16 protein-coding genes are annotated in these 17,870 nt (G+C 37.5%); 7 read left to right on the top strand and 9 right to left on the bottom strand.

Annotated elements, in window-relative coordinates; genetic code table 11:
• The first annotated feature begins 98 nt into the window (after nt 1–98).
• The 3 genes from LIV57_RS01530 to LIV57_RS01520 are packed head-to-tail and all read left to right on the top strand — an operon-like array spanning nt 99 to nt 3,785.
• On the top strand, nt 99–959 hold the full coding sequence (locus LIV57_RS01530) for an ROK family protein (protein WP_227941142.1): 861 nt from the start codon (nt 99–101) through the stop codon (nt 957–959).
• A 21-nt stretch (nt 960–980) separates the two neighbouring features.
• Nucleotides 981–3,263, top strand: coding sequence for a GH92 family glycosyl hydrolase (locus tag LIV57_RS01525; protein ID WP_227941141.1), 2,283 nt, complete (start codon nt 981–983; stop codon nt 3,261–3,263).
• 24 nt (nt 3,264–3,287) lie between these two features.
• Nucleotides 3,288–3,785, top strand: a complete 498-nt coding sequence (locus tag LIV57_RS01520; RefSeq protein WP_227941140.1) for a phosphoheptose isomerase — start codon at nt 3,288–3,290, stop codon at nt 3,783–3,785.
• Nucleotides 3,786–4,258: 473 nt separating this feature from the next.
• Here the strand turns inward: LIV57_RS01520 and LIV57_RS01515 are convergent, their stop codons facing one another.
• From LIV57_RS01515 to LIV57_RS01495, 5 genes are all read right to left on the bottom strand, one after another.
• Nucleotides 4,259–6,964: a TonB-dependent receptor domain-containing protein gene (locus LIV57_RS01515; RefSeq protein ID WP_227941139.1), complete on the bottom strand. Its 2,706-nt coding sequence runs from the start codon at nt 6,962–6,964 to the stop codon at nt 4,259–4,261.
• A gap of 67 nt (nt 6,965–7,031) precedes the next feature.
• A complete protein-coding gene (locus tag LIV57_RS01510; protein ID WP_227941138.1) occupies nt 7,032–7,394 on the bottom strand; it encodes a hypothetical protein in 363 nt (120 codons plus the stop codon).
• Between the two features lie 19 nt (nt 7,395–7,413).
• The gene (locus LIV57_RS01505) at nt 7,414–8,058 is read right to left on the bottom strand and encodes a hypothetical protein (RefSeq protein WP_227941137.1); all 645 of its coding nucleotides are present in this window, start codon (nt 8,056–8,058) and stop codon (nt 7,414–7,416) included.
• Between the two features lie 78 nt (nt 8,059–8,136).
• Nucleotides 8,137–8,823 carry a response regulator transcription factor gene (locus LIV57_RS01500; RefSeq protein ID WP_002982671.1) on the bottom strand — a complete coding sequence of 229 codons (687 nt, stop codon included), beginning with the start codon at nt 8,821–8,823 and terminating at the stop codon, nt 8,137–8,139.
• 159 nt (nt 8,824–8,982) lie between these two features.
• Nucleotides 8,983–10,527, bottom strand: coding sequence for a sensor histidine kinase (locus tag LIV57_RS01495; protein WP_227941136.1), 1,545 nt, complete (start codon nt 10,525–10,527; stop codon nt 8,983–8,985).
• Nucleotides 10,528–10,728: 201 nt separating this feature from the next.
• Between LIV57_RS01495 and LIV57_RS01490 the strand changes: the two genes are divergently transcribed.
• The gene (locus LIV57_RS01490; protein ID WP_227941135.1) at nt 10,729–11,220 is read left to right on the top strand and encodes an SRPBCC domain-containing protein; all 492 of its coding nucleotides are present in this window, start codon (nt 10,729–10,731) and stop codon (nt 11,218–11,220) included.
• Between the two features lie 139 nt (nt 11,221–11,359).
• Here the strand turns inward: LIV57_RS01490 and LIV57_RS01485 are convergent, their stop codons facing one another.
• From LIV57_RS01485 to LIV57_RS01470, 4 genes are all read right to left on the bottom strand, one after another.
• Nucleotides 11,360–11,701: a hypothetical protein gene (locus LIV57_RS01485; protein ID WP_227941134.1), complete on the bottom strand. Its 342-nt coding sequence runs from the start codon at nt 11,699–11,701 to the stop codon at nt 11,360–11,362.
• Between the two features lie 7 nt (nt 11,702–11,708).
• Nucleotides 11,709–13,751, bottom strand: a complete 2,043-nt coding sequence (locus tag LIV57_RS01480) for a S9 family peptidase (protein WP_227941133.1) — start codon at nt 13,749–13,751, stop codon at nt 11,709–11,711.
• Nucleotides 13,752–13,919: 168 nt separating this feature from the next.
• Nucleotides 13,920–14,660, bottom strand: a complete 741-nt coding sequence (locus tag LIV57_RS01475) for a uroporphyrinogen-III synthase (RefSeq protein ID WP_034691594.1) — start codon at nt 14,658–14,660, stop codon at nt 13,920–13,922.
• A gap of 12 nt (nt 14,661–14,672) precedes the next feature.
• Nucleotides 14,673–15,341: a DUF4271 domain-containing protein gene (locus tag LIV57_RS01470; protein ID WP_227941132.1), complete on the bottom strand. Its 669-nt coding sequence runs from the start codon at nt 15,339–15,341 to the stop codon at nt 14,673–14,675.
• A 239-nt stretch (nt 15,342–15,580) separates the two neighbouring features.
• Between LIV57_RS01470 and LIV57_RS01465 the strand changes: the two genes are divergently transcribed.
• The 3 genes from LIV57_RS01465 (at nt 15,581) to tgt (ending at nt 17,867) form a co-directional block, all read left to right on the top strand.
• Nucleotides 15,581–16,297, top strand: a complete 717-nt coding sequence (locus LIV57_RS01465) for a polyprenol monophosphomannose synthase (RefSeq protein WP_227941131.1) — start codon at nt 15,581–15,583, stop codon at nt 16,295–16,297.
• A gap of 5 nt (nt 16,298–16,302) precedes the next feature.
• Complete coding sequence (locus LIV57_RS01460; RefSeq protein WP_227941130.1) at nt 16,303–16,671, top strand: DUF4296 domain-containing protein; 369 nt, start codon at nt 16,303–16,305, stop codon at nt 16,669–16,671.
• Nucleotides 16,672–16,736: 65 nt separating this feature from the next.
• A complete protein-coding gene (gene tgt, locus LIV57_RS01455) occupies nt 16,737–17,867 on the top strand; it encodes a tRNA guanosine(34) transglycosylase Tgt (RefSeq protein ID WP_047427159.1) in 1,131 nt (376 codons plus the stop codon).
• Nucleotides 17,868–17,870 lie beyond the last annotated feature (3 nt).

Genomic DNA, 17,870 nt, shown 5'->3' with positions numbered 1-17,870 from the left:
GAAATAGAGTCTGAAATACAAAGCAGGCAGACAGAGGTGTACTTCTGTTTGTCTGTTTTTTCAGTCACAGGAAGACTTGAATTTAAAATAAAAAAATAATGCAGAATATAGTAGGAATCGATATTGGAGGGTCGCACATCACGCTGGCTCAGGTAGATCCGCAAAAACGTGAAATCATTTCATCCACCTATGTAAGAGAACATGTAGATGCTTTCGAAAACAAAGAAGTTATTTTCAACGCCTGGGTTTCAGCCATTAATAAGGTGGCTCATGATCTGGTAAAAGAAGATCTTTTAATCGGTATCGCAATGCCAGGACCTTTCGATTATGAGAATGGAATATCTCTTATGCAGCAGGGAAAATTTATAGATATCTATCAGGTCAATATTAAAGAAGAACTGGCAAAAAGGCTGGCCATTTCTCAGGAGCAGATTCATTTTGTAAATGATGCGGCTGCATTTATGGAAGGAGAAGTATTCGGAGGATGTGCCCAAGGTTTCAACAGGATTTTTGGGGTTACTCTTGGGACAGGATTGGGAACGACTTTTTTCAACGGGGAATTTGCTACCGATGAAGACTTATGGGATTCTCCCTTCAGAGATTCCATCAGTGAAGACTATCTGGCCACCCGATGGTTTGTGAATCATTATAAGGAACTTACCGGAGAGGAAATTTCAGGAACCAAAGACCTTCTGGATAAACCCAAAGAAATACAAAAAAGAATGTTTGATGAATATGCAGACTCTTTCTCAGAATTTATTGTGAAATATGTCGATCATTACAAACCGGAAGTTTTAGTTATAGGAGGAAATATTGCCAAGACTTATCCTCATTTTGAGCAAAGATTTATTCAGAATTTAACAAAGAATAATATTAACTTGCAGGTTAAAATTTCGGCCATATTTGAAGATGCGGCCATTCTTGGAGCTGCCAGCTATGCATTAAAAAAGCGTATATAAATTAACAAACGAAAAGATACAATGAAGTTTATATTTTCCACTTGCTTACTGTTATTACAGGCCTGGGCTTTAGGTCAGAATGTATCTCCCGTAGACTATGTGAATCCTTTGATGGGAACCCAATCCAAACCTTCATTATCCAATGGAAATACCTATCCGGCAGTCGGACTTCCCTGGGGAATGAATATCTGGACACCGCAGACCGGTAAAATGGGCGATGGATGGGCCTATACCTACGATGCAGATAAAATAAAAGGATTTAAACAAACCCACCAACCCTCTCCATGGATGAACGATTATGGCGCATTTGCCATCATGCCGGGAGTAGGAAAAGTGAAATTTAAAGAAGACGAAAGAGCAAGTTGGTTCAGCCATAAAGCTGAGGTGACCACGCCTTACTTCTATAGTGTTTATCTTGCTGACATCAATGTCACAACAGAATTTACGCCTACAGAACGAGCTTCTTATTTTAAATTTGATTTTCCAAAGACAGACAGCGCTTACGTAGTTGTCGACGCTCTAAACAAAGGTTCTTATATCAAAATTTTACCGAAAGAAAGAAAAATCCTGGGATATACCACAAGATATTCTACCGGGAAATACGAAAATTTTAAAAACTACTTTGTCATTCAGTTTGATAAAGATTTTGAACTGACAAAAACCTGGAAAGACAATAAACTGGTGAATGACCAATTAGAAATTACCAGTGATCATACAGGTGCTGTAGTAGGGTTTAAGCTTAAAAATAAAGAAACGGTGTATGCAAAAGTAGCCTCTTCATTCATCAGCTTTGAACAGGCAGAACTGAATCTTAAAAGAGAAATCGGAAACAGAAACTTTGAACAGGTAAAAACTGATGCTAAAAATATCTGGAATAAAACATTAGGAAAAATAGATGTAAAAGGGGGAACCGATCAGCAGATGAGAACCTTTTATTCCTCTTTATACAGAACTTTATTCTTCCCGCAAAAGTTATATGAGATTGATGCTCAGAATAAAATCAAACACTGGAGTCCTTACAACGGTAAAATTGTTGATGGAAGAATGTTTGCAGGAACCGGATTTTGGGATACATTCCGTGCTTTGTACCCTTTCCTGAATCTTGTTTATCCAAGCATCAATGTAGAAATGCAGGAAGGACTGGCCAATGCTTACAAAGAAGGAGGTTTCTTACCGGAGTGGAGCAGCCCTGGATATTCTGATATTATGATTGGAAATAATTCTGCATCCGTAGTAGCAGATGCCTATATCAAAGGACTTCGCGGATATGACACAGAAGCGCTGTGGCAGGCCGTAAAACACGGAGCAAACAATGAAGGTCCTATAGAAGCTGTGGGCCGCGCAGGCGTAAAGTATTATAATGAATTGGGCTATGTTCCTTACGATGTAAAGATCAATGAAAATGCAGCAAGAACATTAGAATACGCTTATGATGATTTTTCAATCTATCAGTTAGGAAAAGCATTAGGAAAACCCGCTTCAGAAATTGATATCTATAAGAAAAGAGCCTATAATTACAAAAATGTATTTGATAAGGAAACAGGCTTAATGCGTGGTAAAAATAAAGATGGTAATTTCCAGAAGCCTTTCAATCCTTTCAAATGGGGTGACGCGTTTACAGAAGGAAACAGCTGGCATTACACATGGTCCGTTTTCCAGGATATCGACGGTCTGGCAGAACTGATGGGTGGAAAGAAGAAGTTTGAAGCCAAATTAGATGAAGTATTTTCATTGCCACCGGTTTTTGATGACAGTTATTATGGAGGCGTGATCCACGAGATCAGAGAAATGCAGATCATGAACATGGGACAGTACGCCCATGGAAACCAACCTATCCAACACATGATTTATCTGTATAACTATGCAGGAGCACCATACAAAACGCAATATTGGGCGAGACAGGTGATGAACAAATTGTATCATGCCACTCCGGACGGATATTGCGGTGATGAAGATAACGGACAAACGTCTGCATGGTATATTTTCTCAGCCCTTGGGTTTTATCCTGTAACGCCGGCAACAGATCAGTATGTGTTGGGAGCACCATTATTTAAAGAAGCCACCATTCATTTGGAAAATGGTAAGAAAATTGAAATAAAAGCTCCGGAAAACAACGCAGAAAATCTATATGTAAAATCATTGAATGTAAACCAACAGTCATATTCCAAAAACTGGCTGAGCCATAAAGAACTGATGAAGGGAGCCGTTTTAGACTTTAAAATGGACAGCAAACCCAACAAAGAAAGAGGTTCGCAGGAAAAAGATTTTCCTTATTCAATGTCAAAAGAAGAATCAAATAAATAAATTTTAAATTAAAAATATAGCTGTATGAGTACAGAAAAAAAAGAAATATTCGATAGAGTAGAGAGCATGTTGCAAGGACAAGGTTTTAACATCGCAGCAAAAGACGATACAAGACCATGGGGAGGATTCTTTGTGATTGATGAAACGCAGGCACAGGATTTTGCCAACCAATATTTCGATGGGATTGATGTAGACAACCTGAGAATAGGAGGAAAGCTGAGCCCGAAAATCCTTATCGTAGCTCCGGAAGCAAGATTAAGCTGGCAATATCACCACAGAAGAGCTGAAATCTGGCAGGTTGTGGAAGGAACGGTAGGCATCAAAAGAAGCAATACCGATGAAGAAGGAGAACTGAAAGAATATGGTCCGAAAGATCAGGTGAAACTTCAGCAGGGAGAAAGACACAGATTAATTGGTCTTGCAGGCTGGGGAATTGTAGCTGAAATCTGGCAGCACACCGATGCGTCCAATCCTTCAGACGAAGATGATATCGTAAGAGTACAGGACGACTTTGGAAGATAAAATAAAAAGAATCGGCTTCAATTTTTGAAGCCGATTCTTTTTATTGGTAAGGAAGCTTGAAGCTGGAAGAAGGAAGTCTCTGTAAGTTTTCATAACTCTTGGATTTCCTTCGTTATTACTGGTGAATTTTATCTGCTAATGGCAAAAAATAAACCTTATAGGTTTCTGAAACCTATAAGGTTTTTGTGTATTCAGATTTTATCCTCAATAAAATAAAACTTTATTCGCTTGTAGGCACCCCCCAGCTTCTCTCTTCCATCTTCCCGCCTTAAAACGTCATCTCTTATTAAGCGTTTACCAGTAGTTTATCCCACATAATAACTTTACTCGCTTGTAGGTACTCCCAGCTTCACTCTTCCAGCCTCCAGCCTTTAAAACGTTGTCTCTTATTAAGAGTTTACCAGTAGTTTATCCCATATAAGAATTTTATAGGCTAAAAGTACTTCCAGCATCATTCTTCCAGCTTCCCGCCCTTAAAACGTCACATCCAGTCCCACATAGAAATTGGCTTTCATAATTGGCGCATACACCATTCCGCCATCAAAATAATTTCCGAAAGGATTTTTAAAATCTACAATCGCATTTTTCTGATAGTAAGAAGTAAGGTTTTCACCTCCTGCATAAGCTCTGATCTTTTTATTGAAATTTCTTGAAATCTGAGCATTAAGAACCGCATAAGATTCTGAATACATCGGTAACTGAAACTCTGCAGGATTGCTTGAAGTATCAGGAAGTCTTTGCTTTCCAACCCAGTTTAAAGTCGTATCAAAACTCCAGAATCCGCCATTATCATTTTTATTGGTTGAATAGGCCAGATTCACAAACCCTCTGTGCTTCGCCATAAAAGGAACTTCTCTTCTTCCGCCGATATAATCAGCCTGCACGTCATAATATTTATAAGCCAATCTTACTTCAAGATTTTTGACAGGCATGAAATCCCATTGGGTCTGGAATGAATTGGCAAAAGATTTACCATCCAGATTATAGAATGTCAGCTGTTGAGGAGATTGATCCAGATCTACCAATACCTGATCCTGGAAATCTGTTCTGAAGAAGTCTGCAACAATGCTCGATTTTCTTCCGAATAACTTAAATTCCTGTTGTAAACTCGCTCCATAATTCCATGCGATTTCAGGTCTTAATCCATAAATATTTCCTCCGTTAGGTAAAATATTAATAGCTCTGTTTGATGCAAAATACTGCTGGCTCTCTGCAAATACATTCGCCGTTCTGAATCCTCTTCCCGCAGAAAGTCTTAAAATCGTCTGAGGCGTGAAGTCATATTTAAAGTTAAGTCTTGGGGTAAACTGTGTTCCTGCCAGATTATGAAAATCTACTCTGGAACCTGCTACTAAAGTATATTTTAAACCTGTTAAAGTATATTCGGCAAAAATTCCCGGTACAATTTCATTTCTTCTCATATCGTCCAGCAAATACGTTTCTTTGTATCCGTCATATAAGAAACTTGCACCAGCCTTGTACTTGTGGTTGGTATTTCCGATGATGCTTTCAAAAATTAAATTGGAATAGTACGTATGCTGTTGTCCCGCATAATTTCTCAATCCGAAAAAGCTGTCCTGCTGGTGATACACATACTGGTTCATCCAGCCGATACTCTGGTAAGGTTTTCCCTTAAAAACATATCCTGTTTTATTCCAGACCTGGAATCTTGAAATATCGATTCCTACCCCATAAAAAGGCTGTTTGTCCTGACCAAGTTTTTTATCAAAACCAATCTGTCCTGCCGTTCTTTCATCTCTGATAAAATTAATTCCAAAGTGAGACCCGAATCCCGACTTTTCAAGATCATTATAATTAAGCAAATACGCTGCATTGATCTGTGTTCCTTTCGGTCTGTCCAGAAAGCCGTCATCATTCATATCCGTATTCCCGAAAGTTCCGTTGCCGTGAAGAAGGAAAGTTTGCGACCATTTATCGTTGATCGGAGAAACATTGGTGATATTCACTTCAGCTCTTCCATTAAAATCAGAAAAAAGATTTAATGATGTTTCAGGAGTCTTTGCATTCTTCAGAAGTTCAGTGTTGATTTGTCCTGTGATACTTTCATAGCCGTTGGTTACGGTACTTCCTCCTTTGGTAAGCTGAATACTTTCAATCCATCTTCCCGGGATAAAATTTAAGCCATAGGCAGAAGCCAGACCTCTGATTTCAGGTAATTGTTCTTTTGTCAAACTCGTGTATTTCTGATCCAAACCAAGCATTTTCAGCTGTTTTGTCCCTGTAACCGCATTACTGAAAGAAACATCTACCGTTGCATTGGTTTCGAAACTTTCAGACAGATTACAGCAAGCTGCCTTTAACAGCTCTTTTTTATCAATATTAAAAACAAGACCGGCTTCTTTCTTGCTTAAAGCCGTTGCTGCCTTAGAACCTGTTACGACAACACCATCAATACTTTTTTCGTGCTGGGAATGATCCTCTTTAGCTGGTGAAGTCTCATTGTCTTTATGATCTTCATGCTTTGTTGCTTCTTCGTAATGAACCTTTGGATTAGGCTGCCCGAAAGTAAACTCTCTGTCATAAAGACAGCATCCCGGAAGGCCATTGTAAACAGCATCCGAAGCTTTGTATTTTTCATTATCATGTCCTGCATCAGCAATAGCCTTTAAAATCTTATCTGATGAGGTTTTTGAAGGGTCAAAATGTAAAGTAACCGTTTGTTTCCCCGCATTCCATTCTGCAGTATCGGCACCGGCATCTTTGGATGCTTTTTCAATTCTGGCCTTACATGAAGCACAGTTTCCTCTTACATAGAATTCATTTTCTTTTTTAGGGGAAATAGTAGCATCCGCATGGTGCTCATGGTTGGTTTCTGACTGTGAAGGCTGCAGATCTCTATCGTAATGACAACATCCCGGAAGTCCTTCATAGGTTGTATCAGAAGCCTTAAATTTCTCATTGTCATGCCCTGCTTCTGCTACTTTTTTCAGAATATCATCAGCGGATGCTTTGTCTGTTTCAAAGGTTAATGTCTGAAGATCAATGGAGTACACTGCTGTTTTTGCGCCCGCTTTTTTTGCAGCACTTTCAATTCTTGTTTTGCACATTTCACAGTTCCCCTTTACCTTGAACTGATTTTTTGAAAGTGTCTGAGCAGATATAAATTGTGTAAATAGGAATAATGCACCAAGTATGAACCTGGAAATATATAATTTCATTTTGTTTAAAGTTTTAATTAATTAAAAAACAGTTCATTATAAGGCATAATGAACCCATGGTATTTAATTAACCTATCTTGGGCGGTTGCCAGATTTCCTTCAAACGGTCTGAAAGATAAGGATCTGAATATTGAAACTGAGGATTCTTATTCGCTTTGTAATAAGACAGTTCCAGACGTAGATTTTTTGAAAAAGGGGTTTCAATAAAAGTATAGCAGGCAATGCATGATGAGCAGCAGTCATCATTACATGATTTTGTGTTATCATGTTTGCTGTCTTTTTTTGAAGAATGATTTTTACAGCAGTCCATTTTCTTGGAAGATTCTGCTTTACAGCATGTTTCCTGCATTTCCTGTGCATAGAAATAATCCTTGGGAATCAGAAAGACTCCCAGACAAAAAACTATGGCAAGTATTTGAAACAGCTTCATCTTTGCAAAAATACAAAATTTATGGTAAAGGATCACCAACTTTTAGAGAACAGCTGTGCCATGGCTCACCATGAGCGGGATTCAATTTCGGTTTTTCTCCCATTGCGAGATTCTGTGCTGCAGGTGCAGGAGCCGGACCTGGAGTTGCTTGAACTGCATTTTGCACTGCCTGTGGCGCAGGAGCTGGCTTACTATTTAAGGGCTGTCCTACGGGAATATCGCATCGGTGTCCAGGCTGTCCGTGTGGAGGATTCATTCCTGGTGCGGTTTTTACCTGTTTCCCGTTATTATCAAGGGTGATTTTTCCTGGTGATACAGCATTCGGATCAATCTGGATGGTATTGCCCCCGCTCATATTTACATTTTGTGTTGCAGGAGTGGCTGCGGCAGGTTGCCCATTCAAAGGTTGTCCTACCGGAATATCGCATCGGTGTCCCGGTTGCCCGTGTGGAGGATTCATTCCCGGAGCGGTTGTCATAGGAGCAGGAGCAGCGTTGGACTGGATGCCTGCCTGTTCCATCAGAGCGGTTTTTGAGGTGGTATTTAGAGCTACGTTGGGCTGGCCAGCGTTGGCTTCTTCTTTTAAGTAAGTAGCTCTTTCATCCTTTTTACAGGATGCGGCTAAGAGTGATACGGCGATCAAACCTATAAATGTATTCTTCATATCCATGGGTATGAAACAAAATTAGCAAAACATTTTTAATTGTTTTGCTAATTTTATACTTATAATTTGATTTTTGGATTAATTTTTTACCAAAAGTCTAAATCCTTCTCCGTGAACGTTGATGATTTCCAATCCTTCGTCGTCTTTTAATAACTTACGAAGCTTGGCAATATAAACGTCCATACTTCTTGCTGTAAAATAATTTTCCTTTTTCCAGATCTTTCTTAAAGCAAGGTCTCTCGGCATGAAATCATTTCTGTGGATGCAAAGAAGTTTTAATAATTCATTTTCTTTAGGCGAAAGTTTGTATTCTTTATCACCTACTTTCAGCTGTCTCAGCATAGAGTCGAAGAAAATATTGCTGATTTTAAACTGCTCCTGTTCTTCATTTTCCAAGGTAGAACTTCTCTGAAGAATTGCTTTTATTTTGTATAATAGAAGCTCAGTATCAAAAGGTTTTGTAATATAATCATCAGCACCTAACTGATATCCCTTCAGGATATCTTCTCTCATGTTTCTTGCAGTAAGGAAAATGATCGGTGTATTTTTATCAATCTTTTTTACGTCTTCCGCTAATGAAAATCCGTCTTTTTTAGGCATCATTACGTCAAATATGCAGATATCGAATTCATTTTCTGTAAATTCTTTAAGTCCCTGCTCCCCGTCAGTGGCAAGAGTCACTTCAAAATTATTGATGGTCAAATAATCTTTAAGCACCGCCCCGAAACTCTGATCGTCCTCTACTAATAATATTCTGTTGCTCATAATTTTAATAATTAAAAATTAACAATTAAGAATGAACTTCCTCACTCTATCTTCTATATTTTGATATTTGGTTTAACTTTATAATTGATGAATGATCATTGATAACTGATGTGAAAGAGATCTGTATCGCGTATCGCTTATCATCTATCATTTATTTTTCTAGCTCATCGGCAGTTTTATCGTAAACGTACTTCCTTTTCCTTTATGAGAGTCTACAATAATCTGTCCTTTGTGCAGTTCTACAATTTTCTTAACATAAGAAAGACCTAATCCCTGTCCTTTTACATTGTGTATATTCCCGGTTTCTTCCCTGAAGAATTTTTCAAAAATTTTGGTTTTATTCTGGGTATCCATTCCCATTCCTTTATCGGAAATTTCAATCACATACCAGTGTCCTTCATTTCTTGTTTCCACATGTATTTCCGGTGCTTCAGGAGAATATTTATTGGCATTATCCAGTAAGTTGACCAGCATATTGGAGATGTGAAATTCATCTATTTTAAAATTATATTGAGTGGCCGTGAACTTCTGCGTAAGCGTTCCGTTTCTTTGCTGTACAATCAGGTTGAAGGATTCTGTCGTTTTTTTGATCAGCTCTCTTACATTGGTCTCTTTTAAAAACAGTTCTACTTCATTTCGCTCAAGCTTGGACATATTAAGTACATTTTCCACCTGTTTTTTCATCCTTAAATTCTCCTGCTTGATCAGTTCGGAATAGTATTTTACTTTATCCGGATTGGTGGCAATTTTATCATTAGCCAATGAATCCGTTGCAACAGAAATGGTTGCCAATGGCGTCTTAAACTCGTGAGACATGTTGTTGATGAAGTCTGTTTTTACTTCAGCAAGTTTTTTCTGTCTCATCATATAATTGATGGAAATAATATAAATCCCAAGAATGGTAAGGAGAGAAAGGAATGTTCCCAAAAGCATCGGCCAGTTATTCATCGCCAGGGAATATTCTTTTTTAGGAAATACCAGGGCAAGGCTGTATAATGTATTTTTCTTATCGGCAAAAAGAGGAAAGCTGTAGGTATTACTGTCTTTCTTTTCTTTATAAGCCTTATTGGCAATGCTTGTAAGTTTGTTGTTGCGGTCAAGAACTCCATATCCGAACTTGGCAGTGATACCTCTTATTTTCAGTTCTTTGGCAATAACGGAGTCAAGTGTTTTCGGGTCTACTCTTTTAGTAATAGGAAGGTTGTTTCCATATACTTTCACAAACTCTTTCATGGAATAATCTCCCGTCTCAATCTCCTGATTGATGTCTGTGGTAAGAAGCTCACGATTCGTAGTGTCTCTTTTTATTTTGTAAGCAGCTTCATCTGTATACAAAGTCGTCAGCTTGATAGAATCTCCTTTTTGAGAAATAGGCAGCTGCGTTTTTTCGATAATATTTTTAGAATAAATAATCTGTCTTTGAGTACCAGAGTCTTCTACTTGCTGAATGGTAGTTAAAGACGGCTGTTTGCTGTTTGCAAGAATATTTTTTCTGAAATCTTTATAATCCTGATTCAGGTATTTTTCAGCTTCTATCTCTTCAATACTTTTTGAAGTACTTTCCAAAACCGCATACACTTTATTTGAAAAATCCTGTTCCAGTACGCCGTAATAGCCTTTCAACCAATAAAATTGGAGCGTTACAAAGACAATCAGTGAGATCGTCATAAACACTGAAATTATTGGGATGAATTTGTTATTCATTATTTAAAATATATATGTTTTGGAAAAATGAATGTTAAAATTAATTTTTTTAAGAGTACATAAACAAAAAACGAGCCAAAAAATTGTTTTTTTTTTCTTAAAAGAGTGTTTTTTAACAATTATTTATGAATTATCTTTTACTTGTCATATGAAAAGTCCTTTCAATAAATAAAATGCTAACTTTAATAAAAATAAATATATATGGAATCTACGATCATTTTCAACAAAGATTTTGATGCATCAAGTGCTTATGTTATGAAGATTTTTAAGGCTGATGTTTCAACCGTATGGAACTATTTTACACAAGCAAGATTATTGGATCAATGGTGGGGACCTAAACCGTGGAAATGTGAAACTGTAAGTCAGGATTTCAAGGAAGGAGGCATCTGGATGTACACAATGGTAGGTCCAAACGGTGAAAAAGGACCTATGTACGCTCAAACTCAATATGGAGAAATTACAGAACACAGAAGTCTTGACTGGATGAGTGCTTTCTGTGATGAAAAAGGCAATATCAATGAAGACTTCCCAAGGTCAAAATGGCTGATTGGCTTTACCGGAGTGGAGGAAGGAACTAAAGTAACCATCAATATCCATTACCATTCTCCTGAAGTGATGAAAAAGCTTATGGATATGGGATTTGAAGAAGGTTTTAAAATGGGGCTTAATCAATTGGAAGAATTGATTGGATAAGAATATGATACGCAACCTGATTCTTAATAAAGAAAAAGTTCGGATCTTTCCCAAGGAAAGATCCGAACTTTTTTATTCTAAATAGAAGATTTACACGCTGCTGATTAACTTCCTGCTTCCATCTTCCTGCTTCCTGCTTTTACAAAAGCTCTTCTTCCTGAAAATACTGGATAATCGCCTTTTTCATAAGCAAAGTCTGCTCATTAGGTTTGAGTTCGGGAAGTTCTTCCACAGTTTCAAAGTGGGGCCATCCGTCTTCATAGTGGGTAAATTTATAATATCCAAAAGGCTCAAGCAATCTGCAGACTGCAATATGAATCAGGTTTACTTTGTCTTCTTTTGTATATTTTTGCTGGCCGCTTCCCAGTTCCTGCAACCCTATCAGAAATAAGAGGGTTTCAATGGGTGGGTTCTTCTCAGTGTGGAAATTGTCTTCGAAGAACTGTTCTATTTTTTTCCAATATTCGGATTCGTTAATCATAGTTTTATCAATTACCATTTATTTTCAACAGAAACGCATACTCCAGTGCATCTTCTTTCAGAGATTCAAATCTTCCGCTTGCTCCTCCATGTCCGGAGCTCATATCAGTTTTGAAGATTAAAATATTATTGTCCGTTTTTAATTCTCTTAATTTGGCTGTCCATTTTGCAGGCTCCCAGTATTGTACCTGAGAATCATGGAATCCTGTAGTGATCAGCATATGCGGATAATCTTTCGCTTCTACATTATCATAAGGAGAGTAGTCTTTCATATAATGATAGTATTCCTTATCATTAGGATTTCCCCACTCATCATATTCTCCGGTTGTCAAAGGAATCGTATCATCCAGCATTGTTGTAACAACATCTACAAAAGGTACCTGTGCCACAATTCCGTTGAATAACTGAGGTTCATAATTTACCACAGCGCCTACCAGCAATCCGCCGGCACTTCCTCCCATGGCATACATATGTTTTGATGAAGTATAACTTTCCCTGATCAGGTATTTTCCGGCATCAATAAAATCAAAAAATGTATTTTTCTTAAACAGCATCTTCCCGTCTTCATACCATTCTCTTCCCAGATATTCTCCACCACGGATGTGAGCAATAGCATAAATAAATCCTCTATCCAGCAAAGACAATCTTACATTGGAAAAGCTGGCATCAACAGTATGTCCATAGCTTCCATATCCATATAAAAGAAGGGGAGTGTCAGGTGATTTCTTAGTGTCTTTATGATAAACCAGGGAAATAGGAACTTTTGTCTTTCCATCTCTTGAATCTGCCCAGATTCTCTCTGAAATATAATTTTCAGGAGCAAACTTTCCACCCAAAACTTCCTGTTGTTTCAGAAGTTTTGTCGTCTTTTCCTTCATGTTGTACTCATACGTGGAGCTAGGCTGTGTAAGAGAAGTATATCCATAGCGTAAAATTTCCGTATCAAATTCCAGATTGATCCCGATATAAGCTGTATAAGTAGGATCGGAGAAAGGTAAGTAGTAAGACTCCTGTGTTTTCTCGTCAATGATTTTGATCTGAAGCAATCCTCTTTCTCTTTCCTCAAGAACCAGATAATCTTTAAAGATCTCAAAACCTTCCAGTAAAACTTCTGCACGGTGCGGAATCACATCAACCCAGTTTTCCATACCACAGTTATCAATCTTTGTCTTTACAATCTTGAAATTGATCGCATCATCCGCATTGGTAATGATATAAAATTCGTCTTCATAATGCTCTACTGAATATTCAAGATCATCTATTCTTGGCTGGATCACCGTCCATTCTGCAAATACATTGTCTGAAGGAATAAAACGATGTTCATCCGAAATAGTGCTTGAGCTTGCAATGAAAATATACTCTAATGATTTTGTCTTAAATACATTGACATCAAAAGTCTCATCCTCTTCATGGAAGATCAGAACATCTTCCGCTGAATCTGTTCCCAGCTGATGTCTGTATACCTGAAATGCTCGAAGACTTTTGTCTTTTCTGATGTAAAAAATATGCTGGTTATCATTCGCCCAAACAGCTTTCCCTGTGGTATTAGGGATCGTATCCGGCAAGATTTCTCCTGTCTTTAAATTTTTAAAATTAAGTGTATAAATTCTTCTTCCTACATCATCTGAAGAAAAAGAGGCCAGTTCGTTATTGGGGCTTACTGCTACACTTCCTACTTCAAAAAACTCTTTGCCGTCTGCCAGAATATTAACGTCGAGTACAATTTCCTCATCATTCTCAAGGCTTTTGTACTTTCTGCAGAAGATAGGATATTCTTTGCCCTCTTCATAACGCACAATATACCAGTACTCATTAAAGAAATAAGGCAGAGACTCATCATCCTTTTTGTAGCGGGCTTTCATCTCTTCGAAAAGCTCTTCCTGAAGAGCTTCCGTATCTTTCATGATGAATTCTTCGTAGGCATTTTCCTCCTCAATGTATCGGATCACTTCAGGGTTTTCCCTTTCATTCAACCAAAAGTAATTATCAGTTCTTCTATCGCCGTGTTTTTCTAGTATTTTTTCAATTTTTTTTGCCTGTGGAGCTTTCATCCGGGGTATTTTTATTTTTTTATTGAATAGAATCTTGTACTTTTTCTTCTGAAAGTAAGTAATTTAAGCAAAAATCAATTCAATATTAATTTTTGTTCAAATTTAGGTAAAAAAAAACCATCTTTCCTTTATTGAAAAGATGGTTGGTAGTATTTTTATAATTAAAGACTATTTGTGAAGTGCTTTAATATATTTTTCAAGGGCCATTGTCATAGAAGGAGTTTCCTTCGTTGGTGCCATTAAATCTACTTTTAATCCTGCTTCTTCCGCAGCAGCCAGAGTCGTGTTTCCGAAAACTCCGATCTTTGTTTCATCCTGCTTGAAATCAGGGAAATTTTGTTGCAGTGATTTGATTCCCTGCGGACTGAAGAAAATCAGCATGTCATAATCTTTGACATTGATATCCGTAAGGTCGCTGCATACGGTACGGTACATAATTGCTCTTGTCCAGTCTACATTCGATGCATCCATGGTTTTTACAATATCCGGGCTCAAAACATCTGAAGATGGCAGCAGATATTTTTCTGTCGGGAATTTTTTGAAAAGAGGAAGCAGGTCTGAGAAGTTCTTCTCCCCAAAGCTGATTTTTCTTTTTCTGTACACGATATGCTTTTGAAGATAGTTGGCAATTGCTTCCGACTGGCAGATGTATCTCATCGTATCCGGAACGGCAAAACGCAATTCCTCTGCTAGTCTGAAGTAATGGTCAATCGCATTTTTACTGGTAAAAATAATACCGGTATACTGCGTCAGATCTATTTTCTGTGTTCTGAGCTCTTTATTGTCAACCCCTTCGACGTGGATAAATGGACGGAAATCAATCTTTATTTTTTCCTTCTTCGCTATATCCAGATATGGAGAAGACTCACTAGGCGCTGGTTGAGAAACCAATATAGACTTTATTCTCATCATTGACTTTTATTAAAAAAATAACAACTTCCAAAGCAATAATAATGGTGCGATTTGGAGGGTGCAAATATACAAAAATTTATAATACCATTTTTCAGGAAGAATCTTGTTCTTGTGAAATAAATAGAAAAAGACTTTGAAAATGAATACAAAAGCGAAGAAGCAGAAATAATATAAAAACATTTTATTTCTGTCTATCGGGAAGTAATAATGGGCTACACAAAGAATTATTAACAAAAATGAAAGAATGAAATAAAACTTTGTGGAGGTAAAATAAAAAATAGTCCATTTTTTTCCATCCCCTATACTTTGGTAAAATAAAAAGCCTAATGTTGATTTTACTACATAAAAAAACAGCACTGCCAGCAAAGTATAACCCAATTTATTAAGCTGATATCCCAAAAGCTGAAGATCCGCAATATATTTCGGTACTACAGGAACATACTGTGAAATTAATACAGACAGAGTAAGTGTGGTCACACAGGAGGTGATGATCCAGCTGGGAAGGTTGTTGCTTGCATCAAAATATTTCTGAAGCAGAAAATCTCTGAGACTGGCATCTCTTTCTATGACGTTCATCATAAAAACGTATAGAAATATACAGCCCACAAGGATAAAGATTACCCAATCATTATTTTCAGGTATTCTTACGTGATTGATGAAGTGTTGTGATGATGGCAAAATTTAATTTTTTTATTTATTATTTAACTTCAGATAACACGGCCGGCACAGATTTTCCTGTCACCAGATCCATGAATCTGCAGTTAAAATATTTGCTCTCATCGATTTTACGTATTGTTCAGATCTGTTGAATAAAAGGATCTGTTTCATCCGCTTAATCCCCGAGAAATATTTTTGCAAAATTATAGATTATTTTGTATAAAATAAAAAGGTTAAATAAACTATCTTTGCAAACTGAAATGAAAAAACTCGTCATCATCCCGACCTATAACGAAAAGGAAAATATTGAAAATATTATTTCCGCGGTTTTTGCATTGGAGGACGACTTTCATATCTTAGTAGTAGATGATTCTTCTCCCGACGGAACAGCAGAAGTTGTAAAAGAATTGCAGAAGAAATATCCGCATTATCTCCACTTGTCGGTAAGACATGTGAAAGATGGACTGGGGAAGGCTTATATTCATGGATTTAAATGGGCCATCGAAAATAAATATGATTATATTTTTGAAATGGATGCCGATTTTTCACACAATCCTAACGATCTGCCGAAACTTTTTGAAGCCTGCAGAAATGCAGATATGGCCATCGGATCCCGTTATTCAAAGGGAGTAAATGTAGTGAACTGGCCCATGGGAAGAGTACTGCTTTCTTACTTCGCCTCAAAATATGTAAGGTTTGTACTAGGCCTTCCCATTCATGATACCACAGCAGGATTTGTCTGCTTTTCAAGAAAAGTACTGGAAGAAATAGGATTGGATAACGTAAAACTGAAAGGATACGGATTTCAGATTGAAATGAAATTCAGAGCTTTTAAAAAAGGCTTCAGAATTGTAGAAGTTCCTATTATATTTACCAACAGGATTTTAGGAGAAAGTAAAATGAACGGCGGAATTATCCATGAAGCAGTTTTCGGAGTATTGAACTTAAAATGGAAATCAATCATCAACAGATTATGAAACTGATGAAAAAGTTAATCTTTATTTTCGTTTTGTTGGGCCTGTTTTCGTGTGGCGATTATATTGATAAGCCCAAAAATCTGGTCGATAAAGGTTTGATGGCAGAAATCATTGCCGATCTTGCTATCAACGATCAGGCTATCTTTATCTATCCTGACAAAAATATGGAAGCGGGGACAAGAGCTGTCTTGAAATCACATAAGGTCGCACCTGATGATTTTGTTAACAGTTTTAAATACTATGTAATTAAAGAAGAAATGGACGGGATCGCTAATGACGCACAGGAAATATTGCTGAAAAAAGATCCCAAAGCAGATAAATATGTGAAGGATAAGCTGAAACAGAATGGTGCTGTAATGCCTATAGTAAGGTAAAATGGACACAGAAGTTTCTGCGATACAAAAATCACTGGTAAAACAGTGTATAAACAAGTATAGAGATGAAATTTTTTAATATAGAAAAAACCTCTGAAGGAAAAGCAAGAGCAGGGGAAATTACCACAGATCACGGGAAGATTCAAACTCCTATTTTTATGCCTGTGGGAACTGTAGCAAGTGTGAAAACAGTTCATCAGAGAGAATTAAAAGAAGACATTAAAGCTCAGATTATTCTGGGAAATACTTATCACCTTTACCTTCGTCCGGGCATGGAAACCATGCAGGATGCAGGTGGTTTACACAAATTCATGAACTGGGATCTTCCTATCCTTACTGATTCTGGAGGTTTTCAGGTATTTTCATTGGCAAGCAACAGAAAGATGACAGAAGAAGGTGCGAGATTCAAATCTCACATCGACGGAAGTTACCACATGTTCTCTCCGGAAAGATCAATGGAAATTCAAAGACAGATCGGGGCCGATATTTTCATGGCTTTCGATGAATGTACACCTTACCCTTGTGATTACAACCAGGCGAAATCATCGATGGAGCTTACCCACCGCTGGCTGAAAAGATGTATTGATTGGACGAATGATAATCCTGAATTATACGGACATAAGCAAAGACTTTTCCCGATTGTTCAGGGATCTACCTATTCCGATCTTAGAAAAATCTCTGCAGAAGTGATTTCCGAAGCGGGTGCAGAAGGGAACGCTATCGGAGGACTTTCCGTTGGAGAGCCAGAAGAAGAAATGTACAGAATCACTGACGAAGTGACAGATATCCTTCCAAAAGAGAAACCAAGATACCTGATGGGAGTAGGAACTCCGTGGAATATCCTTGAATCGATCGGGCTGGGAATTGATATGATGGATTGCGTAATGCCAACAAGAAATGCAAGAAATGCAATGCTTTTCACATGGCAAGGGGTGATGAATCTTAAAAATGAAAAATGGAAACGCGATTTTTCGCCTTTGGATGAATTTGGAACCAGTTTTGTAGATCGTGAATATTCAAAAGCGTATCTTCGCCACCTGTTTGTATCTAAAGAATATCTGGCAAAACAGATTGCTTCGATTCATAACCTTGCATTCTATCTTGATTTGGTAAAAGTAGCCAGAGAACATATTATGGCAGGTGATTTCTATGAATGGAAAAACTCTGTAGTACCGGTTCTAAGACAAAGACTGTAAAAA

The organism is Chryseobacterium sp. X308 (assembly GCF_020733145.1).
In the GTDB taxonomy this organism is placed as follows: Bacteria; Bacteroidota; Bacteroidia; order Flavobacteriales; family Weeksellaceae; genus Chryseobacterium; species Chryseobacterium cupriresistens.
The sequence above is the reverse complement of the archived record's forward strand: the minus strand, read 5'-3'. Positions and strand labels throughout refer to the sequence as shown.

Bases quoted from the DNA above. Each gene is read 5' to 3' on its own strand.
- LIV57_RS01490 (WP_227941135.1), top strand. From the start codon at position 10,729: ATGGAATCTACGATCATTTTCAACAAAGATTTTGATGCATCAAGTGCT.
- LIV57_RS01515 (WP_227941139.1), bottom strand. From the start codon at position 6,964: ATGAAATTATATATTTCCAGGTTCATACTTGGTGCATTATTCCTATTT.
- LIV57_RS01480 (WP_227941133.1), bottom strand. From the start codon at position 13,751: ATGAAAGCTCCACAGGCAAAAAAAATTGAAAAAATACTAGAAAAACAC.
- LIV57_RS01495 (WP_227941136.1), bottom strand. From the start codon at position 10,527: ATGAATAACAAATTCATCCCAATAATTTCAGTGTTTATGACGATCTCA.
- LIV57_RS01485 (WP_227941134.1), bottom strand. From the start codon at position 11,701: ATGATTAACGAATCCGAATATTGGAAAAAAATAGAACAGTTCTTCGAA.
- LIV57_RS01520 (WP_227941140.1), top strand. From the start codon at position 3,288: ATGAGTACAGAAAAAAAAGAAATATTCGATAGAGTAGAGAGCATGTTG.
- LIV57_RS01505 (WP_227941137.1), bottom strand. From the start codon at position 8,058: ATGAAGAATACATTTATAGGTTTGATCGCCGTATCACTCTTAGCCGCA.
- LIV57_RS01510 (WP_227941138.1), bottom strand. From the start codon at position 7,394: ATGAAGCTGTTTCAAATACTTGCCATAGTTTTTTGTCTGGGAGTCTTT.
- LIV57_RS01530 (WP_227941142.1), top strand. From the start codon at position 99: ATGCAGAATATAGTAGGAATCGATATTGGAGGGTCGCACATCACGCTG.
- LIV57_RS01500 (WP_002982671.1), bottom strand. From the start codon at position 8,823: ATGAGCAACAGAATATTATTAGTAGAGGACGATCAGAGTTTCGGGGCG.
- LIV57_RS01525 (WP_227941141.1), top strand. From the start codon at position 981: ATGAAGTTTATATTTTCCACTTGCTTACTGTTATTACAGGCCTGGGCT.
- LIV57_RS01475 (WP_034691594.1), bottom strand. From the start codon at position 14,660: ATGAGAATAAAGTCTATATTGGTTTCTCAACCAGCGCCTAGTGAGTCT.
- LIV57_RS01460 (WP_227941130.1), top strand. From the start codon at position 16,303: ATGAAAAAGTTAATCTTTATTTTCGTTTTGTTGGGCCTGTTTTCGTGT.
- LIV57_RS01465 (WP_227941131.1), top strand. From the start codon at position 15,581: ATGAAAAAACTCGTCATCATCCCGACCTATAACGAAAAGGAAAATATT.
- tgt (WP_047427159.1), top strand. From the start codon at position 16,737: ATGAAATTTTTTAATATAGAAAAAACCTCTGAAGGAAAAGCAAGAGCA.